Below are 25987 nucleotides of genomic sequence, written 5' to 3' on the forward strand. Positions count from 1 at the left end.
ACCGTTTTCATCCCTGTCCTAAAGAACAGGGTTTTCAACGGGCATTCTTATAAGTGCCTCTAATGAGTTGGGAGGGTTTGAATCAGGCTTGACTGCTGCCTTATTTGGTTCGGTAGTGTCTGTGGTAGGCCCAGAAGTTGGGACAATTGTTGTAGTGATTGCGACGGCTATGATTTGGCCAGAAATTAAGAAGTTGGGAGCCTTGCATGAATGAAAATATCTTGTAGTACTTGGTAAAATTTACGTTAAATCTATCAAATTACAGTAGCTTATTATCAATGGAGGATATAAATGTGACTCCAACAGGAAAGCAGAAAATCTCACATAAGGCAAACCAGTTCACAGAGTCAGTCATTCGAGAAATGACCAGAGTCGCATTATAACATGGTGCTGTGAATCTGGCGCAGGGATTTCCTGATTTTCCTTGTCCGCTTGAGTTAAAACGGGCAGTTTGTGAGGCAATGAAGGAAGACGTGAATCAGTATGCGTTTCCCCTGGGGAGATAAAGCTTTCCGTCACGCGATGGCTTCGCCTGCCCTACGCCCCAACCAAGCTCCGCTTGGTTGCCCCGAATCTCCGATTTGGGGAGGGGGTTTCCTTCAGAAACCCCCTGGGCGTGTACGGGCGATCGCACGAAAAGCCCATTGGTATTTAGGCTTGAATATTGAGCCTGAACAACAAATTACCGTCACCTGTAGTTTGACTTTTAGGTTACGTATTTTTACTAAAATAAAGTATGATTGACAGGTTAAGCAGGTGAAATCATACGGAAGAACCGACTGCCACCTGCTCAGGAGAAGCTGCAACTGTGCTAAACTTGTTTGCCGGACGGGGCAATCCAAGATTTTCGCGCAGGGTTTGCCCTTCATACTCAGTGCGGAATAGTTCTCGGCGTTGCAGTTCGGGAATCACCAACTCTACGAACTCATCCAAACCACCTGGTAAATAGGGCGGCATGATGTTGAATCCATCTGCCCCGCCGTTGACAAACCAATCTTCAAGCTGATCGGCAATCTGTTGCGGTGTTCCTAAGATAGTCCGATGTCCCCGCGCACCAGCGATCGCCAAATACAACTCCCGAATAGTTAAATTTTCTCTTCGGGCGAGGTCGGTCACTAGCTTCAAGCGGCTTTTTGCAAGTTCGGTCTCCGGTAACTCCGGAAGTGGACCATCCAGTGGGTAACCGGATAAATCAACTCCGCCTACCAGCCCTGAGAGTAGACCCAATCCAACTTGCGGATGAATCAACTCCTGAAGCTGCTCATATTTGTCCTTTGCTTCTTGCTCAGTCCTGCCAATTACCGGGAACACACCCGGCATAATCTTGAGATGATCGGGAGAACGTCCGTATTTAGCCAGTTTCCCCTTCACACCTGCATAGAAATTCTGAGCTTCCGCAAGCGTTTGCTGAGCAGTGAAAATCACCTCCGCTGTCTGTGCTGCAAGTTCCTGCCCGTCATCGGAAGACCCAGCTTGAATGATAACCGGATACCCTTGGATTGGACGTGCTACATTCAGCGGACCACGCACCGAAAAATGCTCGCCCTTGTGGTTGGGAATATGCAGCTTATCAGGATCGAAGTAAATCCCTGACTCCTTGTCGCGTAAAAAAGCATCATCTTCCCAACTATCCCAAAGCGCTGTCATCACATCCACAAACTCTTTGGCACGCTCATAGCGCAGTGTATGCTCCATGTGCTTTTCACGATTGAAGTTGTTCGCTTCAGCAACAGTAGCAGAGGTCACGAGATTCCATCCGGCACGACCACCGCTGAGATAATCTAATGAAGCAAATTTGCGGGCGAGGTGAAAAGGTTCGTTGTATGTAGTTGATACCGTCGCCGTCAACCCAATGCGCTCCGTCACCACAGACAGTGCTGATAATAAAGTGAGGGGTTCAAAGTGTACAATCGACGTGCGGCTCAAAGCCTCAGTTCCTTTACCACGGTCGCGCACAGCTACACCATCAGCAAAGAAGATCATGTCAAATTTTCCCCGTTCAGCCGTCTGCGCGATCTGCTTAAAATGCTGGAAGTTCAAACCGCCATCTGCTCGTGCATCTGGGTGTCGCCACGCCGCCACGTGATGACCTGAACTCATTAAGAATGCACCTAGTCTCAGTTGTCTTTTTGTACTCATTCTTTTCTGTTTCTTTTATTTTAGAAACGTGTCGAACGCTAACTAAATGGACTGTTTTATCTCGTACTATGTCTGAAAAACAGAACTGGTTCTTCCAAGTTGTTGTTTTTCAGTATTAACTAAATCGCCTTATATTCCCCACCATAACGGTACTCCGTTTGGTGGGGAATATAAGGCGGGAGACGACGAAGACACCCCGACCGATACCAAAGGTCATTAAGGGAACGGGGTGGCTGAGGAGTCTCCCCTCTCTGAACTTGGTAATTGCTTGACGTAGTCTCTTATCAATTCGGCTGACGAAATTCCTTTTCTTTGAGCAGCATTCTCCAACTTGTCCCATTCTTGCTGAGTCAGTCGAACTCGAAATATTTTGTCTCTTGCCATAATCGTAGCCTAATTGTGCTACGATTATCGTATCAGCTAACCACTGACCACTCGACACAAACGAACTGCAATGCAGGTGAACAGTGCGTTAGCGTAGCGTGCCCGAAGGGCATACGTTGGGAACGGTACAGAACCTTGACAATTGGTATGGGGTTGCATTGAGAAGGATTGCTTTATGCATGAAACCATCAATGCGTAAAACCAGTTTGGTTGGTTGTACAGAACTTTTGTTCCTTGTACAAAGATTCCGTGGGGCGTCAGGAATCTCTAAACTGCCTGTGGAGGTATCGTTATCAGGGATAATCATGCGTGAGTATGCCTATCTAGATGCGACCAATGAAGCAGGAAATTTCTCTGAAGCGATTTAGAGAAGCCCCCACTGTATTCGGTACTCCGAATCAGTGGTGGGAGAACGTCACGCAGTGACCAAGCTTGGAATGTAGGCAGAAGAGTTCCCCTTGATTGCCTCACTATGTTTACCGTCAATGCCAACTGGGAGATCGCCAACGATTGTCACTCGCTGAACGTGGCGGGGTTGGTCGCCGTAATCATAAATTGCATAATGTTGAGTAGCACGGTTATCCCAGAACGCCACATCGCCAACTTGCCAACGCCAACGAACTGTATTTTCAGGACGTGTCACATACGACTGCAACAGTCGGAGAATGTCGTCCGATTCAGTCGTTGATAGTCCGCGAATCTGGCGAACAAAACCACCAATGAATAGTCCCCGCTCTCCAGACTCAGGATGGACGCGCACTACTGGATGCAGAGTTTCATATACAGTCGATGTAAAGACTTTCTGGTAAGCCTTAGTCTCTTCAGAAAGCTCTACTGCGGCTTCTGCATAGTCATAGGCATTACTATGTATAGCCCAAAGCTCATCAGCGAGATTACGTAGATGTATTGGTAAATCTTGGTATGCAGCCACCGTGTTTGCCCAGATAGTATCGCCTCCCGATGGCGGAATAACAAGCGTCCGTAAAATAGAGCCGAGTGGCGGGCGGTCTACAAATGTGACATCAGTATGCCAGTTATTTGCACGGGTGGCGGTTCGACCGTAATTCAAGTCAAGGACTTCTGGGTGTCCTGGGAAGGATGGTACTGTGGGGTGAGCTGTGGTAACTTCACCAAATCGGCGAGCAAAGGCGACTTGACCATTGGCATCAAGTTGCTGGCGACGGAAGAAGATTACCTTGTATTGGACTAGGGTCTTGCGGATCTCGCTGATAATGTCATTGCTGAGGTCAGTACTCAGGTCAACACCTACGATTTCGGCACCGATGCGTCCTGCGACTGGTTGAATGTCAAAGTTTTTAGTACTCATGTGTTTATCTCTCCAAGGTAGAAGTGTGACCCAAAGTTAAAAAAGATGCAATTTCTAAGTGCAACACCTGACAAAAAATAGCTACGGAGAATATTTGAAGAATTTGGCAGATTGTTCTGCTTGGGCTGCTCTTGTGCGTCCTCGTCCCCATCCCAACTTTTGGCGATAAGTTCCGAGCAATCCAGACTGTACTAATATTTCCTCATTGACCGTAACTGACTCGTCTGCCTGAGGGGCAACAAACAAAGCATCGACTGGACAATACAGTTCGCAAATATAACAGGTTTGGCAATCGCTTTTACGGGCGATTTTAGGGGGAGCATTAGGTACTTTGTCAAAGACGTTGGTTGGGCAAGCGGTTACACAGATATTGCACTTGATACAACGAGATTGACTGACTAGTTCAATCATTGTTTTATTAACTCCTTCACTGAAATCTCCTGTTCTGGCTTGACCCAAACACGATCTAGTCCACCACTGATCAAACGATGATGTTGTTTGGCATCCAGTTGCGGATAGTTTTCGTGTTTGTGCATCCCGCGAGATTCTTTGCGTTCTAGAGCAGTGGCGTACATCCAGCGTGCTGTTGCGACCATTGATGCAGCTTCCCTACCTTGAATGGTTTGTTGCTCTGACACAAACGATGTATTGCGAATTTCACGCCACAGATCGTGCAGTCGATCAAGTGATTCTGATAGACCTTGTTCTGTGCGGAACAAGTTGCGATCATAAGGAGTCACTTCTGCCTGCACCGCTCGAATCACTTCTATAGGGTCAAAGGTGCGGCTGCTGCCAGGATGGAGGGCTGCGCCATCAATTCTCTGCACTGATCGCTGATTCACCCTATCCCCTAATTGACGAGCATAGGAAGCAGCTGCCTCGCCTGCCCAGTAACCGGAAGCACTTGCCCATGCCGCATTTGGACTGCCACCTCCCGACGCACCACCGCAGATGAGTTCTCGCGTTGCGGCATCCCCAACCGCATAAAGACCGGGAACGGATGTCGCGCAGGTTTCATCAACAATCCGCAATCCACCTGTGCCACGCACAGTTCCCTCTAAACGTAGCGTGACGGGGAATCGTTGCGTAAAGGGATCAATTCCAACTCGTTCAAAGGGCAAGAAGAAGTTATGTTGAATTGTCCGCATCCAACTTTTTTCTTCTTCAGAGGCTTTGTCGATACAAGCGTAAACAGGTTGGGTCAGCAACGTGCGGGCAATAAGTCGGCGATCGCCCTCAATGATAGTACCATCTTCATAAGTAAAAGTGGCATACCGGTAATACGCGCCCTTCGTCACGGACGCAAAGGCGGGAGTCAAAGCGTAGGCATTGGAAAATTCCATGCCCGATAATTGAGCACCCACCTCCGCAGCCATGAGATATCCATCTCCCGTGAGGACATTGCAGCCCAAAGCTCTACTGAGGAAAGCACAACCCCCAGTAGCAAGAATGATGGCTCCGGCTCGGACTGTCCAGCGTTCATTCGTTTGCCGAGAAATCCCCTTTGCTCCTGCCACAGTACCGTCTAGATCCACTAGCAGTTCCAATGCAGGGCTGTGGTCAAGGATTTTCCCCCCTGCCTTTTTCACCTGTTTTCGCATCAACCTCATATACTCTGCACCTTGATGCAGTGAAGGAAGATAAAGATGCCCATTGTCATCTTGGGAAAAAGGATAGCCCCACTCAACGAGCCGATTTAGGTTAATCCTGGTCTGATCCAAGACGCGATTCATCCAGTAGCGTTCAGAGAGGAACCCACCCAACGTTTCTCGCCTGGACAACTCCGCCTCGCGGTTCGCCTCTTTTGAAATATACCAAACAGTTGTACCAGCAGCCGCTGTAGCTCCGCTGGTTCCGCAATAGCCTTTATCTACGAGGATGACCTTTGCCCCTTGAGTTGCGGCACTCCAAGCTGCCCAAGTACCTGCGGGTCCACCTCCAATGACGAGGACGTCTGTTTCCAAATCTAGGTGAGAACTACGAGTAGATGCTGGCTCTGAATCATGAGTACTCACGGTTACTGATTCTGCTCCATAAAACTTATACCAAGGCACAATTCAAAATTCTAAGAAGGAGTCAGGTGGACAATGCCCACCCAAACTCAAGTAGCCCTAATCCTTGCTAAAATCAAATAAATTTGTTCTCTTAGCAACCAGCACTCGCCAAATATTCTTCTGCTTCTTTCTCAATTGCCGTACCTTTGAAGAAGTCACGATTGAGACTGGTGTATAACTCCAAAGGATGGATAGAGAGAAAGTAGCGCAAGTCTTCTTCACTGAGAATGCCGTTTTCAACCATGCTGTAAGCGTTGGATGTTACAGCTGTAATATCAGGCACATCCCAGTGACCGGAATCAGAACCCAAAAATGCTTTGACTCTGTCGCCAAATGGATTCGCTTTTTGATAGAAAGCGTAGGCAACACGGGTGTCGTCTGATTCTGTACCGAAGTAGAAGTGATTTAAAAAGCGATCGCGCACATCTTCTGCTTTCGTAATCCCAGCTGCAGCAAATTCATTGATTTCACCAGGATCGTCGGGTGAGAGGTATTGACCGTGGAAGCCCAAACCGCTACCAAATTGATCAGCACGACCTTGGAATTCTGCTCCACCGTAACGCCGGAATAGCTCTGTCAATCCTTGGCGATCTAAATTAGCAGGATTGTTGTTTTGCAAAATCTCTGGGTTACGGGTTTCCCAATGCCAAATAATATCAGTATAGAGGCTAGCACCCCAAGCCGAACCACCTTCTAGAAAAGCAAACTTCAGGGTGGGGAAGCGATGGGTAACACCACCAAAGAAGAGTGCTTTACAGAACGCTCCACCTGCTGAGGCAAAGTGTCCAATGTGATTGTATTGGTAGTTAGAAATTGAGCGGCGAGCAGTCCAACCCATACCAGAAGCGTGGGTTGTGGGGACAACTTTCAGTTCTACACACTTTGCCCAAAAGGGATCATAATCGTAGGCACTATCTAAGGCAAAGGTGTCAATCCAAGTTGCTTCCCTTTGTACTTCTGAAGAATATTTCTCAAAACCAGGGATGACGCGGGTCACGTAAGCGGGAATTTGAATGGCTTTGAGTCCCAATTCTTTCACCGCATATTCCAATTCTTCAATCCCTTCTTGGGGTGTATTCATTGGAATGGTGGCAATTGGGGTGAGGCGATCAGAATAAGGACGGAAAATATCTGCATGATAGAGGTTTGCTGCACGGCAAACCGCCCGCCGCATTTCTTCGTTCTTAATTTGAGGTGCAAGGGTTGCGAGGTTAGGGTACAGTACAGCAAAGTCTGTTCCGGCTTCTTGCAAGCGTTCATGCAGTAGTTTTGGCAAACTGATAGTCGCAAGGTTTAAGGTGTCCTTGGTGGGACGCCCCCAGAAGGGAGGACGGGCAGTGCGGTGAGTACGGCGTTCTTCCCAAGTTTGCTGGAACCAACGATATCGACCAGCTCCTGGTAGATGCTCTTTGAAGCTATCGACAATTTTAGAACCGCCTACTTGAGCTAGGTAGTCGAGAAAAGCAGGCTCAAATTCCTGGGTATGCACATCGGTATCAATGATGGGATAACCCAGTTGCTCCCGAATTTGTGCTGAGCGAGTCTTCTTCTTGGGACGTTCAAGCGCAATTGTCATGATCGTTTCTCCATGCATCCTGGGACAACAGTTATGTCACTCGTTGACTTTCACAAGTCGTAAACCCTGACAAAAATCAAAGCTCAACGACGGAGTAGAAATCCAGATTTCATCTAAATTCCAAACATATAGCTCAATCTCAACCTAAGTTGCTCTGTGTAATGGGCGATCGCAAAGGTAGCGATTTGCCTGTTGGAGTTAAACTCTAGTTTCCGCTCTTGTATGCCTGCCCTTTGACTGGCATTGCTTGTATGAGCTATCTGTACTTGATCCTCAAATTGCCTGAATGATTTCTCTATATGGTGTTGACACCGGAGTCTCAAAAATACTACTGTTTCTTGACTAGTTTATCGATGATTTAGTTTAGTAGTATGACATAGCCCCAGCTAAAAGACAAGCGTTTAGCAAACAAACTTTATGTCCTTCAAAAACTTTTGTTAACTAATTATTAGTTATTCTAAATATATAATGAGACTATGTGATTACAAAAGAGCCACAATCTTGGTGGCGCTAAAACTATCAAGTCCAAGCTAACTGGGCAGTCGATAAACCTGGATATAAATGGTGTGCGAGGCATCCTGCTTCGGGCATTGGTTGATGCGCCCTCCCTCAAGAACTGTATTTGTGAGCAAACGTTAGCGAAAAAGTATTAGAAAACATGACCTTACCACCTTTTCAATCTTCTGTTCAATCAACAACTGTTTCATTTGATCGCATCTCTGATATCTATGACACCACAAGGGCACTACCTGCCGGTATCTCCGAGCAAGTGACTGAAACCATCCTCAACATAGTCTCACCAACATCAGAAACCAAATTCTTTGAAACAGGAATCGGTACTGGCAGAATTGCATTTCCCATTCTTCAAAGAGGTTATTCTTACACTGGCGTTGATGTCTCGGATAAAATGCTGGATGAACTGCGCCGCAAACTACAGGGTATAAACCATCGAGCCACACTCATCAACGCAGATGCAACCACTTTGCCGTTTGATGATAACTCATTTGATGTCGCCATAACAGTGCATGTGTTTCACCTGATTTCCAATTGGCAAAAAGCACTTGCAGAAGTCCGACGAGTGTTGAAACCTGGAGGGCTTTACCTCTACAGTCATGGTCGCATGACTTCAGCGACTGATATCACGCAGGATCAGTTGGATTTTGAGCAACAGTGGCGAACTATTCTTGCTAGCTATAATCACCAAGTTACTCGCTTTGGTGCAACGGAAGAAGAAGTGTTAGATGCGCTCTTGCAACAGGGTGCAACCTTGGAAACAATAGTTCCAGCTAAATGGCGGGTGGATTTGACGCTAGGAGACTTGCTTAAAAGATACGAAAACAGGATTTTCAGCGCTGCTTGGTACATTCCAGATGACATCTTTCCCCGTGCTTTTCAAGATTTGCGGGAGTGGTCTTTGCAGCACTTTGGCTCTTTAGACTACGATTTGTCCCATGAAGCTAAGTTCAAACTTACGATCATACGTAATTGGGGGTAGCGGGTGCTTTTATAATGTATATATGCTAGTTAAATTTGAATCTCAAATTCCTCAAATTTTAGCTCTCCAGTATACATGTTAAACATAGTCGAGTCTCGATAGATATTTGTTACTTCCTGTGCCATTTTTTGGAAAGACTGACGACTCAGATTACTCAAATTGCCAATCAGAATTCCGCAACCCAATACGCCTGGGCTGACGTCTAAAATATTTTCGTCAAGCAAAATTGACATGATTTAAATTCCTTGTAAACGTCTTTTACTGCTGTTTTCAACCTGCGATCGCATAAAGTTATGCAAAATTTCTCTTTCTTTAAGGGTGTTAAATCCGTACCAAAGCATCCCCATAACACCTTTTCTCATCGCTAGACAGAAAGCATCATAATAAGAGTTATTCTTAGCATTTTTCTTGTGAATGAAATAGGGATAAACATGAATGAAATCCTGTGAACTTAGCTCTTCAACTATACTTATCAATCCATCCACGAAATCTTGATTTTTACAATTAATTTTCCTAGTAATATTTAGTTTGTTAGCATAGTTCGCTATTTCTTTTAAGCACGCTTATTCAATGTCAAAGAATACAAATTTATTAGCCGAAGCTCCTAATATATTCAATGCTAAAGCTGGTGAGCCAAGGTATTTCGATACGCCATTTCTGTTCTCAAATATACTGCTTAATGATTTCCAATAAACAGACTGCTGAATGATTTGAGATTTTTTGATATTTTTTTCGACATGAAGAACTCCATACTGTTGCTCAAAGGTACCTGTCAACTGGTACTCTGGAAAGGCAGAATTTGTCTCGATATAGCTAGTCGGTTGTTCGATAGCTAAAAATTCACACAAAGGAATATGCTTCCATATGTCTCCGATTCTTCCAAAGTGTCTATAACTCATAATTCAAATCTCATCAGATATAAGGGCATACGCTCTCCTTTTTCTCAGTCTCCTTTTCAACAAGACTGAGAAGAGCTTAGATGTTCTGGTGGTAGGGCGATAAATCCGGTTTTCACTCCCCGCTTGAATCCTGCACGCTCATAGAAATGTAACGTCTCCTCGCGTTTTGAACTTGTCAGGAGCATGACTTTGTAACACTGTTGCTCCCATGCAAGATTCAAGGCATAATGTAGGACCTGCGTACCAATCCCCTGTTGTCGATAATCAGAATGGGTGACCACATTTTCAATAATGCCGTATGGACGTGCGCCGCGTGTCAGGTTGGGAACGATGGTTAAGTTACACGTTGCTACTAACTGGCTAGCGAGGTCAGCAACGATATAAAAAAGACGTGGATCGTTCAGAATTGCATCCCACATGGACTGTAACACAAGACAGCTGTAAATCTGAATATTACCGTTCTTGCTGAGTCGGTCGGATCAGAATTTCATTTACATTAACGTGCTGTGGCTGCGTGACAGCATAGATAATCGCCGCTGCAATATCCTCACTTTGCAGTGGCGTAATTGACTTGCGCCGTTCTTCACTGGTTTGTTTTGCTACTGGGTCAGTAGTATGATTGTTAATTTCCGTGTCCACCAAACCAGGCTCAATAATAGTAACGCGGATGTTATCTTTTAACACTTCCTGTCGTAATGCTTCGGAGAACGCATTCACGCCCCATTTGGTCGCGTTGTAAATACCAATCCCCGCCCGTGCAACTCGACCAGCTACTGAGGAGATGTTGACAATGTGTCCCGATTGTTGCGCCTTAAGAATGGGTAGGACAGCGTGAGTCGTGTAAAGCACTCCTAGAACATTGACATCAAACATGCGTCGCCAGTCTGCGGTATTTCCGCCATCAATGTTACCAGTCAGCGCCACACCTGCATTGTTGACGAGGATGTCCACTCGCCCCAACTCTTCGTTTGTCTTTTGCACCAAGTTGTTTGCCTGTGTCTCGTCAGTTATATCAGTAACGATGGGTAATGCCTTGCCACCACTGGCTTCAATACGTTTTGCTAGAGCTTCCAGACGTTCGGCACGCCTTGCAGCAATTACTACCTGCGCTCCCTCTGCCGCTAACGCAATTGCAGTAGCTTCACCAATACCTGATGAGGAGCCAGTAATAATTGCAACTTTTCTGTCTAATTTAGCTGTCATATCTAACTGCTAACTGTTGTTTGGTTTAAGTCAATAATCTGTTTGCTTGTAAACATTCGGATTCCATTTCTCCATAAAACGGTTGGGATTATTGAGTTCAGCAAATCCAAATTGTCGGTAGAAGTCTTGAGCATCTTTAGTTGCAAGTAACCACCGACGCAACCCCTGCAATTCCGGATGTGAAACAATTGTTTCTATCAGCCACTTACCTAACCCCTGACCGCGAAAAGACTCTAAAATAAACACATCAGCAACATAAGCAAAAGTAGAATAATCTGTCGTAACACGGGCAAAGCCAATCTGTTCCACACCTTGATATACTCCAAACACAAGGGAGTGTTGGATTGAACGCTTTAGAACTTTTAATGACAATCCTTCTGCCCAGTAGGAACTTGCTAAAAATTGGTGTATGACGCTCAAATCTAAGCGCTTGACATTTGTGCTTATGGTATATTCACCTCGCTGCCATTCTAAAATCATTGAATTCACGGTTCGTTTTTCTTTTAGTGGCTGTGATTCAGGCTACCAAGCATTTTCATTTTAGGTAATTTGAAATTGCTTAGCGATGCCCCAAGATGGGGTGAGGTTTGTAAGGTTCCTCAAGCAACTTTCGTTCCTCATCAGAAAGCACTAAATCCACTGCCTCAACCGCATCTTTGAGATGTTCTATCTTACTAGCACCAATAATGGGTGCTGTCACGCCTGGTTGGTGTAACAACCAAGCTAGGGCAATTTGTGCTGGTTTAACGCCACGTTTTTGAGCTAAGTCTACGACGCGATCAACAATTTGAAAATCCGACTCTTGATAGTAGAGATTATGGGCAAACTCATCAGTTTTTGCCCGCACAGTCTCACCATAGCCTTGCTTTTGTCGATTTCCAGCAAGAAAGCCACGCGCTAGAGGACTCCAGGGAATAATCCCAATTCCCTCAGCGCGAGATAATGGCAGTACCTCTCGCTCTTCTTCCCGATAAACTAAGTTGTAGTGATTTTGCATGGAAACAAAGCGAGTCCAACCGTATTTATCTGCCGTATACAGGGCTTTGGCAAATTGCCAAGCGTACATACTTGAAGCACCAATGTAACGCACCTTACCAGATTTGATGACATCATGCAGTGCCTCCAGAGTTTCCTCAATAGGTGTCTCGTCATCCCAGCGATGAATTTGGTACAAATCTACGTAATCTGTCTGTAGCCTTCGTAACGATGCATCAATGCTATCAAAAATATGTTTGCGAGACAGTCCCCTGTCATTGGGTCCATCACCTACTTTATTGAAGACTTTGGTAGCAATAATGACCTGATCTCTTTTGGCAAAGTCTTTGAGTGCTTTTCCTACTATTTCTTCGCTGACACCCAAGGAGTACACATCGGCTGTGTCAAAGAAATTAATTCCTAACTCCAAAGCAAGTTTGATAAAGGGGCGACTCTCTTCTTCTTCCAGCACCCATTCCCTCCACTGGCGAGAACCATAAGTCATAGTGCCAAGAGACAGGCGCGATACTTTTAGTCCAGTTTTGCCAAGATTGACGTACTTCATAAAGCTGATTTAAGGATATTTGCTTCGTACAAAACTACCAATTTGCCAAGAAAACAACAGATTGAGATACAGCTTTTTAAGGGTGATTGGGCTGCTTAAGTAACTCTGGCAACAATCTCATATCATTAAATACAATACATGCACCAGCTTCTCGTAGTTTTTCTGGGTTCATTCGTTCTGCATAACCAAATACTGTGATACCTGCGTCAACTCCAGCCTTGATACCTGTTGGTGTATCTTCAATAACCACACACCGTTTTGGAGAAAATCCCATTTTCTCAGCTGCATATAAAAACACATCTGGAGCTGGTTTGCTGCGTGCCACTTCTGTAGCACTAAATATTTTACCTAAAAAGTAGGGAAGTAAACTTGTTTTACTTAAAGCCTTCTGTAACCATTCATAATTGCTATTTGAGGCAACACAGTAAGAAAGTTTCAGCTGACTTAAAACATCATGTATTCCCTGTACGGGATGCAAGTCTATCATAAAAGCTTGTATCGTTCGTTGCCTAAATTCAATAGCAAAATTGTCTGGTACAGATTTACCAAACATATCTTTGATAATTTCTAAACATGTAGCCAGGGATTTGCCAACACAAATATCAAATATCTCCTCTAAAGTCAGAGATAGTCCTATCTCGTTGAGCATTTCAGTAAAAATAGTATATGCAATTAGCTCGCTATCTACAAGAACACCATCACAATCAAAAATAACTAAATCAAATTGATCCATTTATTTCCAACCAACTCTTCAAAGAAGTTACTCAATTGAGGATACTTACACTTTCGTTTGAAGTTCCTTTTGGAACAGTTCCTTAACTTTGACCCAGGCATCAGCAGCAGCTTCTGCATTATAACTACTACGATGGTTACAGAAAAAGCCGTGATCTGCCGGATAGCGAAAGACTTTATGAGGAATCTGGTGTTTTTCTAACTCTGCCTCAATTTGCTCTGTTTGCTCTTGGGGAATTCCTGCATCTTCAGTGCCAAAGAAGGCGTAAAGAGTACCCTTGATATTTGGGGTGCGAGTAATAGTAGGCGTACCACCACCAGGGGTAGAGTTAGTGATACCACCACCGTAGAAGGAAGCTGTTGCTTTGATTTCAGGTAGTGTTGCCGCTAAGTATACAACGTGTCCTCCAAAGCAGAAACCGATAGAACCAATTGCATCACTATTCACATTTGGCAGAGTTTTGAGATAGGCGATTGCTGCTTGAATATCGCTCAATATTTCATCTGCTTTGGTCTGTTCTTTATATTTTCTGCCAATCTGGATGTCTTCGGGGGTGTATCCAGCTTCAAAACCAGGAGCAATCCGTTGAAAGATTGCAGGTGCGATTGCTACATACCCCTCCTGGGCTAGTCTTTCCGTCACTTCCCGGATATGAATATTCACTCCAAAGATTTCTTGAATCACAATGACACCGGGAAAAGTTCCCTCAGCGAGAGGTTCGGCTAAGTAAGCATCTATTTGCAAATCGCCATTAGGGATAGTGATGTGAGCAGTGCGAATTGCTGTCTCTGTTGCTGTGTTTGTCATCTTCATGATGCGTCGGGATGTCTTTTTTAGTATACTACTGCATATCGACCGAATACTCGTATTTATGATGAGGCATTGTATGCCTTGAATCAGAGATTCGAGGAAAAGCTTTCTGAAAGAAAACCTCTAGGCATGTACAGGCGATGCGGAAGCCGTCGCCGCCAAGGTGATGCTCCAAAAGGGACCTGCTACGCGATCAGCCGAAGGCTTGACGCAAAGCGTATCGCCAGTCTTAGTATTCTTGTTCTTTTATATTAAGTATGCTAACTTTATGTATATCTAATTTTAAGTTGTTCAAATAAATCATGCAGCAGCAAAATTAGTGAACTTTTGCTCGGCAAGTTCGCGAAATCTCCCTAAAGGAAGATACTGATGCAACAAAGTAATCAAGAAAACTCTAAAGCTGGCAAAGTATTGTTTGGTTTTTTGCAGATTCCACCTGCTCTTAAATCCTCGAATGTCTGTTGTTTCGTCATAGGAGAAAGTGTCTCTTTATTTGGCTCTTGGATGACTCAAATTGCTTTGATATGGATGGTTTATCAACTAACTAACTCAGCCATGTTAGTTGGTATTGCTGGATTTACCAATCAAGCAATAGGTTTAGTTATTACACCAATGGTTGGAGTCTTACTTGATCGTTGGAACGTACGATATGTCTTACTAATTACTCAAATAGTATCTATTTTGCTATCTTCTAGCCTAACTTTTCTTACTCTTAACAGTCACATTACCGTTACATGGATTATTTTCATCGGTATGCTTCAGGGAATAGTAAAAGCTTTTGATCTACCAGCACGTCTAGTAATCCTTCCGAGACTTGTAGAGCACAAAGCAGATACTTATAGTGCTATTTCTATCCACTCCTTCCTGATTAATATAGCTAAATTTGTCAGTCCGATGATTGGAGGATTACTACTTAGTAAATCCGGAGCAGGTGTCTGTTTTTTAGTAGATAGTATTAGTTATATACCTTTTCTATCTGCTATTATAACTACCAAAATCAAGCCAATTTTCAATATTGATTCGCCTCAAAAGTCTTCTTTGTGGAAAAACTTAAAGGAAGGCTTTACTTTTACATATGAATCTTTACCTATCAAATCTGTTTTGATGTTACAATGTTCAATTTGCTTTATGGCAATGACTTATATAAATTTATTGCCAATTTTTACAAAACAAGTTTTGAATGGTAATGCTGAAATCATGGGATTTTTGATGACAGCTTCGGCATTTGGTTCTATCGTAGCAGGTCTTTATTTGCTCCTGCGGAAACAAGTCACGGGCTTAGAGAAAATCATAGCCCGTTCTGCTATGATTCTCGGTTTAGGTTTGATAATTTTTTCTCGGTTAGCTAGTTTAGAAATTTGCCTAGTGTTAATTTTTATTGTTGGCATGACTAATACTCTCACTCTAGCTGCTATTAGTAATTTTATTCAATTAATTCTTGTTGACGAAGATAAACGAGGTAGAGTCACAAGTATATTCACCACAGGTTTTTTAGGAATACTACCTTTTGGCAATTTATTTTTTGGTGGATTAGCTGGTCAAATTGGAGTAGCGAATGCTTTACTGTTTGGTGGTATTTGTTGCTTGATCGGAGCTTATTATTTTGCTAGAAGGTTGCCTGAGATAACAAAGATAGTATGTCCCATATACAAAAATATTGGTTTAATTCCACAGTCAAATAAAAACTGATAGTGAAGGAAAGTGATAATTTTATAGTAATAAAAAAATCCCAAAAACTAAGTAAAAACAGGATCAAATAATCATGTGGTTGAATGCGATTGATCATATTCAGGTGACATACCCTGTGGAAGTAGAAGATGCAATGCTGTTTTTTTACAGCTACGTATTAGAATTGCCTGAAATAAACAAGCCTGAAGCCATCAAAGCTTATGGAGGTGCTTGGTATCTTATCGGAAATATTCAAATTCACCTCAGTACAGAGAAAAATCCAGATAACGAAACATCTACACGACATACTTGTTATTTAGTACATAATTTACAGGAGTTCAAAAAACACTTGCAAAAACATGGAGTGGAAATACTCCCTGATCGCAGACCAATACCAGGACAAAATCGCTTCTTTCTGCGCGATCCAGCTGGGAATCGCATAGAAATAGTAGAAAAGAATAGTCTATCTTCAGAAAAAATCGTCAGCTAAGCAAATGATTTTTGACCAAGCAGAATTTGACCTACGTTGTGAGTGGGGTGTAAAAGGAGTTTCTCAACTCGCACCCATCAGTGATGTGATTGTGATAGTCGATGTTCTATCTTTCTCAACTTCCGTAGAAATTGCTACAAACAATGGTGCCATCATTTATCCTTACCAATGGAGAGATGATTCTGCCCTTGATTATGCAAAGTCTGTGCAAGCAGAATTGTCAAGAGGTCGTTTATTTAAAGATGGCTATTCACTTTCTCCTGCATCTCTAACTAAAATTCCTGCGGGTACTAAGCTGGTTGTACCATCTCCCAACGGTTCTTCTCTAACATTACTGACTGGGAAGACTCCCACTGTAGCTGGTTGCTTGCGAAACTGTGAAGCTGTGGCAAAATTTGTCCAAAAATATGGTTCAAAAATTGCCGTGATTCCCGCAGGTGAAAAATGGGAAGATGATACATTACGACCAGCTATTGAAGATTTAATTGGTGCTGGGGCAATCCTCAGTTTTTTGAATGGTAGTTTATCACTAGAAGCAGAAATAGCTGTAGTAGCATTTCATTCTTTTAAGAAAGATTTGCTAGCAAAATTAAAAAAATGTAGTTCTGGAAAAGAGTTAATTACCAAAGGTTTTGAGTTAGATGTTGAATTAGCAGCAGCCTTCAATGTTAGTGATTGCGTACCTTTGTTGACTGACAAAGCTTATATAAATTCACTTTGAAGATGTAAACCAATTTAACCAGCCATCCCAATTTTGGACAATGGCTGCAAATTCTGCATAACCTGCTGCTCTTGGATGAGCTCCATCATTGGCTTTTGCCTCAGCCAACCAAACAGAGGACTTTACTAACGTCGAAAAAATATCAAGATAAGGAATATCAAGTTCATGACAAACTAAAGCAAACTGCCCAGAGAAATTAGCAAGTTTTTGGTTTCTCTGTTCCTGATTGACATCTCCACAGGGTGGGGGACCTACCATTAAAACTGGATAAAACTGCTTGGCTTCACTCAAAATACTGCGAGTATTTTCGATGGATTCCTTCAATTCAATTCCCTGTTTACTACCCATAGGTTCGGTATCATTCACGCCAAATGAAAAGACAATTCTACCGTTGAATTCTTTGGGTAAACGATAGGAAGCTTCTTTGAGCCAACGTTGTTTAAGATACCGACTTGTTTCTCCCCTAACACCCAGATTGTAGTGGGTGATGTGGTAACCTTTTTGGCTTGTTTTAGCACAAATTCTTCCTGTCCATCCAAGGTATTCAGGATCGCCAATACCATTGACGAAGGATTCTCCAAGAAAACAGATTCTTACATCTTTTGGTTCTGAGTTCAGTCTTGACATTACCGCAACGACTCCTGAAAGATAGAAAAAATTGTGATTTGTGTTTGAAGAAACAAATTACTGCAAGCTCGGAATATGGCGATCGCTATCTTCCAATTTCACGACCAGAATTTTTACGTATCCTATTTTTGAAACTCTACGAGAAACTTATCGATTTATTGTACTATGTAAATTAAAATCTTATGTAAGTGGCATAAGCAAAGGAAGTCTTCGATATCAAAATGGAATTTTGTAAGCATTCTATAGAGCTAGAAAAGCTTCACAAACAGTGAATGATGAGCAGATGAAATCAACCTACAGTAGAGACTTTCCAGGGGAATGTTTTTAAAATTTTGGATGAGGAAGCACTATGCCGGATAAGTCTCGGTTACAAAACTTGCTTTCTGAGGAGACGCTAATTTTGGACAATGGCTGCAAACTCTGCATAACCTGCTGCTGTAGGATGAGCTCCATCATGGGCTTTTGCCTCAGCCAACCAAACTGACTATACCCTCTACAACACTACCAAAGAGATATGTAAAAATAGCTTGATTTACTGAATTGGTCATGCAATACTTCTCAGTTAACAAAGTATAATACCGTAATCCAAGTGACATACCGCATTTTAACAAGATAGAGATTATGCAGCTACTATGGTTCATCCCAACTCATGGTGACGGACGTTATCTAGGAACTGCTACTGGCGGACGGGCAGTTAGCTTTCCTTACTTGCGACAAATTGCTCAAGCGGTGGATGATCTAGGTTACACAGGGGCATTGCTGCCTACGGGTCGCTCTTGCGAAGATGCCTGGATTGTGGCATCAACCTTAGTATCGCTAACTCGGCAAATGTATTTTCTGGTGGCGATACGTCCTGGATTGGTTTTGCCTGGGGTAGCAGCACGGATGGCAGCAACTTTTGATCGCCTCTCTGGTGGACGTTTGCTAATCAACGTGGTGACGGGCGGAGATCCGGTAGAGTTGGCTGGAGATGGTTTGCACCTGAGTCACGATCAGCGCTATGAGTTGACGGATGAGTTTTTAACATTATGGCGGGCGATTAGCAGTGGTGAAAAAATCGACTTCGTTGGTGACTATTTCAACTTTGAGGGCGGTAAACTACTGTTTCCCCCTATCCAGAAACCCTATCCACCATTATGGTTTGGCGGTTCCTCTCCTATTGCCCAACAAGTTGCTGCCAAACATGTAGATGTGTACCTCACCTGGGGTGAACCACCCCAACAAGTTGCCGAAAAGATTGCCGCAGTTCGTAGACTCGCACAGATCCAGGGAAGAACTTTGCGGTTTGGTATTCGCCTGCATGTCATTGTGCGGGAAACTGAGAGTGAAGCTTGGGATGCGGCAAATCAATTGATTCGGTATGTGGATGAGGAAGCGATCGCAACTGCACAAAAAGCTTATGCTCGCATGGACTCCGAAGGACAACGCCGCATGACCCAACTACACAGAGGCAGTCGAGAAGCATTACAGATTAGTCCAAACTTGTGGGCAGGAGTTGGTTTAGTCAGAGGTGGTGCAGGAACTGCCTTGGTAGGCGACCCCGATACCGTTGCCGAAAGAATGTTGGAATATGCTTCTTTGGGAATCGATACCTTCATCCTATCTGGTTATCCCCACCTAGAGGAGGCTTATCGAGTCGCAGAACTCCTATTCCCCCGTCTCCCTCTGGAGAATATTCCTGCAGTTGCTGGACAGCATGTGTTGAGTCCGTTTGGTGAAATTGTTGCCAATCAAGATTTTCCTAGACAGCAGTTTCACCAAAAAAATACAACCACCGTAGATTAGCAGCAATACTAACTAGAATCAGCAAATTTTGACATGACTTATATTGTTGCGATTGCTGGCAGTCCATCTTATTGAGTTATATCTACAAACTCTGGCATTGTGTCCAGATTCTACTCTGGTAATTCACAGCAGCAGTAACAACTCATAAGCAGGCTTCACACAGCACAAAAAGAGGTGCGATTATGGTGGATATTAAATTTGCCTATTGGGTTCCCAACGTAAGTGGTGGGTTGGTTGTTAGCAAAATTCCCCAACGTACAGATTGGACTTTCGATTACAACGCCCAACTAGCTCAAACAGCAGAGCAGGTGGGATTTGACTATGCTTTGGCACAAGCTCGATTTATTGCCAGCTACGGTGCTGAATACCAACTAGAGGCACTGACTACAGTAGCAGCTTTAGCACCTGTGACTGAGCGGCTAAAATTAATTGCTGCAGTTCATCCGGGACTATGGCATCCAGGTGTCGTTGCCAAAATGGGTGCGACAATCGATTTTATTTCTAAAGGTCGTTTCGCCCTAAATGTTGTCAGTGGTTGGTTTAAAAATGAATTCACGATTTATGGTGAACCGTGGTTAGATCATGACGAACGCTATCGAAGATCTGAGGAATTCATTCGCGTACTCAAAGGTATGTGGACAGAAGATGAGTTCCACTTTAAGGGAGACTTTTACCGCATCAACGGTGGTTGGGTGAAACCCAAACCAATTAATCACAATCCACATCCAGAAATTTTCCAAGGTGGTAACTCCAAAGCAGCACGACGCATGGCAGCACGGGTATCTGACTGGTATTTCATGAATGGCAACACGATTGTTGGTGTGCGCGAACAGATTCAAGAAGTTTCTGCTCTAGCGCGTGAAGAAGGACGTAAAGTCAAGTTTGGACTCAATGCCTTTATCTTGGTGCGAGACACCGAAAAAGAAGCTTATGAAGTGCTGCAAGAGATTATTGCTCAAGCAGATAAGGAAGCAGTTGCGGGTTTTGGAGAGGCTGTCAAACATGCTGGAGCTTCCACTCGTGAGCGTCAGGGGATGTGGGCAAACTCAAATTTTGAAGATTTAGTGCAATACAACGATGGCTTTAGATCAGGTTTGATTGGTACAGCAGAACAAGTTGCACAGAAGATTCGCCAATTCTATGAAGTCGGAGTCGATTTGATTTTGGGTGGATTCTTGCATTACACCGATGACTTGCCAGCTTTTGGTCGCACTGTGATTCCTTTGATACGAGAAATTGAGTCGCCTCGTCGTACACCTGATGAATTAGTGACTGTGTAGACGAGTGAGTTTTGAGTTTTCACTAGGATTTTTCCCAACAACACAAGGAAGGTAAAACAAAACATGACATCTGTAACTAGTACCGAGCAGAAAGCTTATGTAATTCGTGATGATCAAGAAGCGATCGCGATCGCCCATGAATTAGCGGCTGAATTTGTCAAAGGAGATTCCGAACGAGATAGACAAGGAAAAATACCCGTTGATGAGGTGAACAGATACTCCCAAAGTGGGCTGTGGGGAATCACTGTTCCCAAGGAGTACGGTGGTTCCTTCGTCTCGAATGTCACCCTAGCAGAAGTCACCAAAATTATCTCGCAAGCTGATTCTAGCCTAGGACAAATTCCCCAAAATCACTTGTATATCGTGGAATCCATCCGGCTAGATGGGAACCAAGAGCAGAAACGTTTTTTCTTTGACCTAATATTACAAGGGAAGCGATTTGGTAACGCCTTCTCTGAGATTGGCACCAAATCAGTGCTCGATGTACAGACACGTTTGCAAAAGTCTGGAGATGGATACGTTCTCAACGGACGGAAATTCTACTCTAGCGGCGCATTGGTAGCGGATTGGATTCCGGTGATTGCTCGCAATGATGATGACAAAACTGTGATTGTTTTGGTAGAAGCTGGCACACCAGGCTTGAATGTCATTGATGACTGGAGCAGTTTTGGACAGCGTACCACTGCGAGCGGCACTACTATTATTGAAAATGTAAAGGTGTCCGAAGAGCAAGTGATTCCTCATTACTTAGCCTTTGAACGTCCGACGACTCAAGGTCCAATCGCTCAAATTATTCAAGCAGCGGTGGATGTTGGTATTGCCAAGGCAGCTTTAAGAGACACGATTCACTACGTTCGCAATTATGCTCGTCCCTGGATTGATGTTGAACTGGAGCATGGTTACGAAGATCCACTGACTATCTATAATGTTGGTAACTTAGTTATTCAGGTTCATGCCGCTGAAGAGCTGCTGCGTCGTTCGGGTGAGTATATTGATCGGGCGATCGCAGACTCAACTGATACCACTGTGGCTGAGGCTTCAATTGCTGTTGCTGAGGCAAAAGCGATCGCTGCTGAAGCTGCAATTTTAACAACCAACAAGCTGTTTGAGTTGGCGGGTACTAAATCTACCTTGCAGCAATATAACTTAGACCGCCACTGGCGCAATGCTCGGACTCATACGTTACACGATCCTGCTCGGTGGAAATACTACGCTGTAGGTAACTTCTACTTAAACGGTGTTAACCCACCACGTCATCCTTGGCTGTAATTGTCGCATTTAATCTATAAAATTGCAGTATGTTAAAGTTGATAACCAAAATTTAGACTTGTCCCGCACTGAAGGTTAGCAGGAGAAATAAAAATGACAACCGCTACCAAAACCTATGAGCTAGAAGGACAAATCCTAGAAGCATGTTCCTGCAATACGCCTTGCCCCTGCTGGATTGGGGAAGATCCTGATGGGGGAAGTTGCGATAGTTTTGTCGCCTATCACATTGAGCGGGGAGAGATTCAGGGTTTAGATGTATCTGGATTAACCCTTGTTAAAATTGTTTATATTCCTGGAAATGTCCTAGCGGGAAACTGGCGAGCAGTTACTTATGTTGATGGTAAGGGAACGGTTGAACAACAGCAGGCACTAGTCAAAGTTTTTACAGGTGAACTTGGAGGGGCGATCGCTGATTTGGCAAAACTCGTAAGTGAAAATCTGGATGTGCGAGTGGCACCAATTGAGTATCAAATCAAAGAAGCTCAAGGGACAATTCGTATTGGAGATGTGCTAGGTGCAGAAATGGCACCCTACCGCAGTGCTGACGGCAAACCTACCAAGCTAGTTGATAGCATCTTCAGCACTATTCCAGGTTCTCCTGCTTACGTTGGCAAAGCTTCCTATCACAAAGTGAATTTACCAGAGTTTAATCTCACCTGGGAATACAACGGACGCAATGCTATTCAGGGTGAGTTTCGCTTTGAGGCTTAGACAGCGATGAATGATTCACCGCGCCAAACGACATCTGCACATCCGCTTTTAAACAGGCTGTATGATTTTCTAACTAATGAGATGATGCCAGTTTGGGGGCTGGTATTTTTAGCTTGGGTGTTAATGCTGCTGATGGTGGTTACGGGTCTTGACCACTGGTCGTATCACGATGCTTTGATTGGGGAAAAATCTCAACCTCTTGTCCTAAAACTATTTATTTTTCTACTGACTTGGCAGGTTATGACAGTAGCGATGATGTTGCCCTCCAGCCTACCATTGATTCGGCTGTTCTCGAAAGTTAGTCGGCAACAAAGTCAGGAAAAAGGTTATCTTCTTTTGGTCGTATTCATCTGCGCCTATGCTACAGTCTGGACTGGCTTTGCTCTCCTCAATTTTTTGGGTGACTGGGGATTACACCATCTGGTTAATTCCTTGCCCTGGCTTCATCAACGTACTTGGCTAATTTCTGGCACAACTGTGCTCATGGCTGGTGCTTTCCAGTTTAGCAGACTGAAGGAACATTGTTTAAAGTCGTGTCGCCATCCTTTGAGTTTTCTTACTCATCACTATCAAAGAGGGCTAAAAGCTGCCTGGAATTTGGGAATTCGCCACGGTCTTTACTGCCTGGGCTGTTGCTGGGCGTTAATGCTGGTGATGTTTGCCGTGGGAGTAGGACATCTTACCTTGATGTTAGTATTGACTGGCGTAATGGTACTAGAGAAAACATCACGCTGGAGCCGTGTGCTAGTTCCAGTAGTAGGTACTGGTCTGCTTGTTTGGGGAACCCTCACTTTACTATATGCTAATTGGTTATGGGAATTCTCGCCTACACATAATCCACTAAACCTGAGAACTTTTTTTGAATTTTGAGAAGCTGCAACAAATGCAATTAATCGAAACTAGAGAGTCTCAAGATTACATTGTTTGAGCTAAGTCTTTGGCAGAGGAATTTGCTCAGACAGCAGTCGCACGGGATGCTAAAGGGGGAACACCAAAAATTGAGCGCGATACGCGTAGCGTCAAGCCTCCGGCTTATCGCTTGCGCCAAAGCAATTTACTCAAACTGATCGTACCCAAAGAGTACGGCGGTCTAGGGCAAACTTGGCTCGTCGCTCTCAAAATAACCCGCGAGTTTGCCAAAGTTGATAGCTCTATTGCTCATATCTTCTCCTACCACCATCTAGGTGTGGTTATTCCTCATATCTTTGGTTCAACAGAGCAAAAAGAGCGGTATTACTCAGAAACTATCCGCAACAATTGGTTTTGGTCCAATGCCATCAACCCCCTGGATCGCAGAACAACACTGATATCACAGGACAATCATTTCCGCCTCAACGGTATCAAAAGCTTTTGCTCTGGTTCCCAAGACTCCGATATATTACCTATTACAGCTACTCATACTGAAACTGGTGAATTAAGCATTCTGGCAATTTCCAGCCAACGGGAAGGCGTTACTATTGATAATAACTGGGATAATATGGGGCAACGCCAAACAGACAGCGGTAGTATTACGTTTGACAATGTGTTAGTCTATCGTGATGAAATTCTAGGTAGTAGAGATAAACCAAATCAACCTTTCAGCACTATCCGCTCATGCTTGACTCAATTAAACCTTGCCAATATCTATTTGGGAATTGCACAGGGTGCGTTTGAGGCGGCTATTTTATATACTTGCACAACGACAAGACCCTGGTTGACATCAGGCGTAGAAAGTGCTAATGAAGATCCCTACATTCTCCAGCACTATGGTAATATGTGGGTTGACCTCCAAGCAGCTAAGAGTCTGACTGACCAAGCGGGAGAATTACTACAAGCAGCTTGGGAACAGGAATGGGCACTGACAGCAGAACAACGGGGAGAATCAGCGTTGGCGATCTGCCGAAGGCAGCAGCGAAGCTATCGCCACTGCCAAAGTCGCCGCCACCAGAGTCGGTTTAAACATTACCAACTGCATCTTTGAAGCTATGGGCGCACGCGCTACCAGTGCTCAATATGGCTTTGACCGCTACTGGCGCAATCTCCGCACTTTCACCCTGCATGACCCAGTGGATTACAAAGTGCGAGATTTGGGGAACTGGGCATTGAATAATGAGTCACCAAAACCCAGCTTTTATTCATAGTTTTATCGGTTGGGTAGCAAGAACTTGTTGAATAAAAAAGAATAGCAGGACTTATGCATTGACACTCATCATATATTTTTTTTGAGAAATAAAATATATGATTTTGTTATTTAGTACATGGATGTATAGAGGTTTAAAAAACACTATGTATCGCCCAATCTTCCATCTTGCCTTTCCCGTCCGAAACTTGGAAGAGTCCAAGAACTTTTATATGTCACAACCTTTGGTGCTAAGGTTGGTCGTGTCCGTGACAAGTGGATCGACATATTCCTCTTTGAAGGACAGATTACTTTACATGAACGACCCTCTGAGGTGTTACCGATAGGAGAACATGGCGTGCGTCACTTCGGCGCGATTTTGGCTTGGAGTGATTGGGAGGTTCTTGCGAATCGCTTTGATGAAATGAAGGTTCAGTTTAAGGTGAAGCCAAACGTTTCTCACGTGGGTACCGACGCAGAGCAAGCGAAGATGCTATTGAGCGATCAAGAGCGGAAATGTGATCGAAGTAAAGGCATACAGAAATCCATCTGTCGCCTTGGAAATGGAGGACTTCCAAGAATGTTCAGCAACTGCAATTTAAACGCCGATTTCAACTAGAATTGAGTACTTGTGCGTTCGCGTAGCGTCTCCTATGCCTAACGGCACGCTTCCGCTATCGGAGAATCGCTTAAATGCGATTGTGTTAGACATTGAAAGCAAAAAGTGGAGCTAAGAGTGATGAAAGAAAACACTATTGAACTACTTACTAAAGCCATTGGCGAAGAAAAAAGTAGCAAGTTATCGCCCAAGCAATGACAATAACAAAACGCCTTACCCACTCTGGTTTTAGCTGGCGGGCATAGTAGGCACCACTATAGCCACCCACAGATGCTCCTACCATCATCACCAGGGCTTGCTGCCACGCTATCGCTCCAGCAATTACAAAAGTGACTATTGCAAAATTATCAGTACACATCATCATCAGCACTTTTAGAGCATTCATCTGATGAATATTCTTGATACCCAGCATTCTTAAAGTTGCCAAAATTAAAAAGCTCAGACCCAAGCCGTAAAAGCCTCCGTAAACGCTGATCAACAACTGAACGAATGATGCTTTGATCTGGAAACACGAAGAATTCTGAGCAGTTTCTTTAGCTTCTTCGCCGTAAGCCCCACG

Annotated in this window: 31 protein-coding genes and 1 pseudogene; 15 read left to right on the plus strand and 17 right to left on the minus strand. The window is 43.9% G+C overall.

All coding sequences use genetic code 11. From position 1 onward, the window contains the following. Positions 1-49: 49 nt before the first annotated feature. Together DP117_RS36455 and DP117_RS36460 are read left to right on the plus strand one after the other, a co-directional pair. Positions 50-214: pseudogene (locus DP117_RS36455) on the plus strand (MFS transporter); the annotation flags it as partial. Positions 215-483: 269 nt separating this feature from the next. Next, the gene (locus DP117_RS36460; protein WP_248277793.1) at positions 484-744 is read left to right on the plus strand and encodes a hypothetical protein; all 261 of its coding nucleotides are present in this window, start codon (positions 484-486) and stop codon (positions 742-744) included. 18 nt (positions 745-762) lie between these two features. Here the strand turns inward: DP117_RS36460 and DP117_RS23735 are convergent, their stop codons facing one another. Together DP117_RS23735 and DP117_RS35535 are read right to left on the minus strand one after the other, a co-directional pair. Beyond that, complete coding sequence (locus DP117_RS23735; RefSeq protein ID WP_169220703.1) at positions 763-2139, minus strand: LLM class flavin-dependent oxidoreductase; 1377 nt, start codon at positions 2137-2139, stop codon at positions 763-765. Between the two features lie 115 nt (positions 2140-2254). Further along, positions 2255-2581, minus strand: coding sequence for a hypothetical protein (locus DP117_RS35535; RefSeq protein ID WP_211176302.1), 327 nt, complete (start codon positions 2579-2581; stop codon positions 2255-2257). Between the two features lie 121 nt (positions 2582-2702). Between DP117_RS35535 and DP117_RS23745 the strand changes: the two genes are divergently transcribed. Continuing rightward, positions 2703-2891 carry a hypothetical protein gene (locus DP117_RS23745; protein WP_169220705.1) on the plus strand — a complete coding sequence of 63 codons (189 nt, stop codon included), beginning with the start codon at positions 2703-2705 and terminating at the stop codon, positions 2889-2891. A 47-nt stretch (positions 2892-2938) separates the two neighbouring features. On the opposite strand, the gene DP117_RS23750 is transcribed toward DP117_RS23745, so the two are convergent. The 4 genes from DP117_RS23750 to DP117_RS23765 all read right to left on the minus strand — a co-directional run bounded on the left by DP117_RS23750 (position 2939) and on the right by DP117_RS23765 (position 7480). Next, positions 2939-3850, minus strand: coding sequence for a TauD/TfdA family dioxygenase (locus tag DP117_RS23750; protein WP_169220706.1), 912 nt, complete (start codon positions 3848-3850; stop codon positions 2939-2941). Positions 3851-3931: 81 nt separating this feature from the next. Next, on the minus strand, positions 3932-4261 hold the full coding sequence (locus tag DP117_RS23755; protein ID WP_169220707.1) for a ferredoxin family protein: 330 nt from the start codon (positions 4259-4261) through the stop codon (positions 3932-3934). Then, complete coding sequence (locus DP117_RS23760) at positions 4258-5865, minus strand: FAD-binding protein (protein ID WP_169220727.1); 1608 nt, start codon at positions 5863-5865, stop codon at positions 4258-4260. The genes DP117_RS23755 and DP117_RS23760 overlap by 4 nt, the downstream gene beginning before the upstream one ends. Positions 5866-5995: 130 nt before the next feature. Continuing rightward, positions 5996-7480 carry an amidohydrolase family protein gene (locus tag DP117_RS23765; RefSeq protein ID WP_169220708.1) on the minus strand — a complete coding sequence of 495 codons (1485 nt, stop codon included), beginning with the start codon at positions 7478-7480 and terminating at the stop codon, positions 5996-5998. 658 nt (positions 7481-8138) lie between these two features. Here DP117_RS23765 and DP117_RS23770 point away from each other — a divergent pair. Next, complete coding sequence (locus DP117_RS23770) at positions 8139-8975, plus strand: class I SAM-dependent methyltransferase (RefSeq protein ID WP_169220709.1); 837 nt, start codon at positions 8139-8141, stop codon at positions 8973-8975. Positions 8976-9004: 29 nt separating this feature from the next. Here DP117_RS23770 and DP117_RS23775 read toward each other — a convergent pair whose 3' ends face one another. The 9 genes from DP117_RS23775 to DP117_RS23815 form a co-directional block, all read right to left on the minus strand. Further along, on the minus strand, positions 9005-9208 hold the full coding sequence (locus DP117_RS23775) for a hypothetical protein (protein WP_169220710.1): 204 nt from the start codon (positions 9206-9208) through the stop codon (positions 9005-9007). Positions 9209-9211: 3 nt separating this feature from the next. Beyond that, on the minus strand, positions 9212-9460 hold the full coding sequence (locus DP117_RS23780; protein ID WP_169220711.1) for a hypothetical protein: 249 nt from the start codon (positions 9458-9460) through the stop codon (positions 9212-9214). A 78-nt stretch (positions 9461-9538) separates the two neighbouring features. Continuing rightward, the gene (locus tag DP117_RS23785) at positions 9539-9874 is read right to left on the minus strand and encodes a hypothetical protein (protein ID WP_169220712.1); all 336 of its coding nucleotides are present in this window, start codon (positions 9872-9874) and stop codon (positions 9539-9541) included. Positions 9875-9930: 56 nt separating this feature from the next. After that, entirely contained in the window at positions 9931-10305 is a 375-nt protein-coding gene (locus DP117_RS23790) for a GNAT family N-acetyltransferase (protein ID WP_339381394.1), read from the minus strand. 22 nt (positions 10306-10327) lie between these two features. After that, positions 10328-11077, minus strand: a complete 750-nt coding sequence (locus DP117_RS23795; protein ID WP_169220713.1) for an SDR family oxidoreductase — start codon at positions 11075-11077, stop codon at positions 10328-10330. A gap of 30 nt (positions 11078-11107) precedes the next feature. Next, complete coding sequence (locus tag DP117_RS23800) at positions 11108-11557, minus strand: GNAT family N-acetyltransferase (RefSeq protein WP_169220729.1); 450 nt, start codon at positions 11555-11557, stop codon at positions 11108-11110. 79 nt (positions 11558-11636) lie between these two features. Next, positions 11637-12617, minus strand: a complete 981-nt coding sequence (locus DP117_RS23805; protein ID WP_169220714.1) for an aldo/keto reductase — start codon at positions 12615-12617, stop codon at positions 11637-11639. Positions 12618-12693: 76 nt separating this feature from the next. Next, positions 12694-13350 (minus strand): HAD family hydrolase, encoded by a 657-nt coding sequence (locus DP117_RS23810; protein WP_169220715.1) that lies wholly within the window; start codon positions 13348-13350, stop codon positions 12694-12696. A 45-nt stretch (positions 13351-13395) separates the two neighbouring features. Further along, positions 13396-14157, minus strand: a complete 762-nt coding sequence (locus tag DP117_RS23815) for a dienelactone hydrolase family protein (RefSeq protein ID WP_169220716.1) — start codon at positions 14155-14157, stop codon at positions 13396-13398. A gap of 372 nt (positions 14158-14529) precedes the next feature. On the opposite strand from DP117_RS23815, the gene DP117_RS23820 reads away from it, so the two are divergent. The 3 genes from DP117_RS23820 to DP117_RS23830 all read left to right on the plus strand — a co-directional run bounded on the left by DP117_RS23820 (position 14530) and on the right by DP117_RS23830 (position 17039). Continuing rightward, positions 14530-15849 (plus strand): MFS transporter, encoded by a 1320-nt coding sequence (locus tag DP117_RS23820; RefSeq protein WP_169220717.1) that lies wholly within the window; start codon positions 14530-14532, stop codon positions 15847-15849. Between the two features lie 73 nt (positions 15850-15922). Beyond that, positions 15923-16318, plus strand: coding sequence for a VOC family protein (locus tag DP117_RS23825; RefSeq protein WP_169220718.1), 396 nt, complete (start codon positions 15923-15925; stop codon positions 16316-16318). Positions 16319-16322: 4 nt separating this feature from the next. Continuing rightward, positions 16323-17039 carry a 2-phosphosulfolactate phosphatase gene (locus DP117_RS23830; RefSeq protein WP_169220719.1) on the plus strand — a complete coding sequence of 239 codons (717 nt, stop codon included), beginning with the start codon at positions 16323-16325 and terminating at the stop codon, positions 17037-17039. Here the strand turns inward: DP117_RS23830 and DP117_RS23835 are convergent. Then, positions 17031-17666, minus strand: a complete 636-nt coding sequence (locus DP117_RS23835) for a GDSL-type esterase/lipase family protein (protein ID WP_169220720.1) — start codon at positions 17664-17666, stop codon at positions 17031-17033. The two genes, DP117_RS23830 and DP117_RS23835, sit on opposite strands and share 9 nt — an antisense overlap. A gap of 621 nt (positions 17667-18287) precedes the next feature. Between DP117_RS23835 and ssuD the strand changes: the two genes are divergently transcribed. The 8 genes from ssuD (at position 18288) to DP117_RS35540 (ending at position 25428) form a co-directional block, all read left to right on the plus strand. Further along, on the plus strand, positions 18288-19451 hold the full coding sequence (gene ssuD, locus DP117_RS23840; RefSeq protein ID WP_169220721.1) for an FMNH2-dependent alkanesulfonate monooxygenase: 1164 nt from the start codon (positions 18288-18290) through the stop codon (positions 19449-19451). Between the two features lie 182 nt (positions 19452-19633). Next, positions 19634-20731 (plus strand): dimethylsulfone monooxygenase SfnG, encoded by a 1098-nt coding sequence (gene sfnG, locus DP117_RS23845; protein WP_169220722.1) that lies wholly within the window; start codon positions 19634-19636, stop codon positions 20729-20731. A gap of 63 nt (positions 20732-20794) precedes the next feature. Further along, the gene (locus DP117_RS23850) at positions 20795-22000 is read left to right on the plus strand and encodes an SfnB family sulfur acquisition oxidoreductase (protein ID WP_169220723.1); all 1206 of its coding nucleotides are present in this window, start codon (positions 20795-20797) and stop codon (positions 21998-22000) included. 93 nt (positions 22001-22093) lie between these two features. Continuing rightward, a complete protein-coding gene (locus DP117_RS23855; protein ID WP_169220724.1) occupies positions 22094-22711 on the plus strand; it encodes a DUF1326 domain-containing protein in 618 nt (205 codons plus the stop codon). Positions 22712-22717: 6 nt separating this feature from the next. After that, complete coding sequence (locus DP117_RS23860) at positions 22718-23581, plus strand: DUF2182 domain-containing protein (RefSeq protein WP_169220725.1); 864 nt, start codon at positions 22718-22720, stop codon at positions 23579-23581. Positions 23582-23648: 67 nt separating this feature from the next. Next, positions 23649-24671: an acyl-CoA dehydrogenase family protein gene (locus DP117_RS23865; protein WP_282440321.1), complete on the plus strand. Its 1023-nt coding sequence runs from the start codon at positions 23649-23651 to the stop codon at positions 24669-24671. Next, positions 24652-24831 carry a hypothetical protein gene (locus DP117_RS37045; RefSeq protein WP_339381395.1) on the plus strand — a complete coding sequence of 60 codons (180 nt, stop codon included), beginning with the start codon at positions 24652-24654 and terminating at the stop codon, positions 24829-24831. Before DP117_RS23865 ends, DP117_RS37045 begins: the two co-directional genes overlap by 20 nt. Before the next feature lie 336 nt (positions 24832-25167). Further along, entirely contained in the window at positions 25168-25428 is a 261-nt protein-coding gene (locus tag DP117_RS35540) for a hypothetical protein (RefSeq protein ID WP_211176303.1), read from the plus strand. A gap of 148 nt (positions 25429-25576) precedes the next feature. Here DP117_RS35540 and DP117_RS23870 read toward each other — a convergent pair. Then, a partial coding sequence (locus tag DP117_RS23870) for a sulfite exporter TauE/SafE family protein (protein ID WP_169220726.1) occupies positions 25577-25987 on the minus strand: 411 nt, incomplete at its 5' end.

Origin of the sequence: Brasilonema sp. UFV-L1, assembly GCF_012912105.1 — a bacterium.
In the GTDB taxonomy this organism is placed as follows: domain Bacteria; phylum Cyanobacteriota; class Cyanobacteriia; order Cyanobacteriales; family Nostocaceae; genus Brasilonema.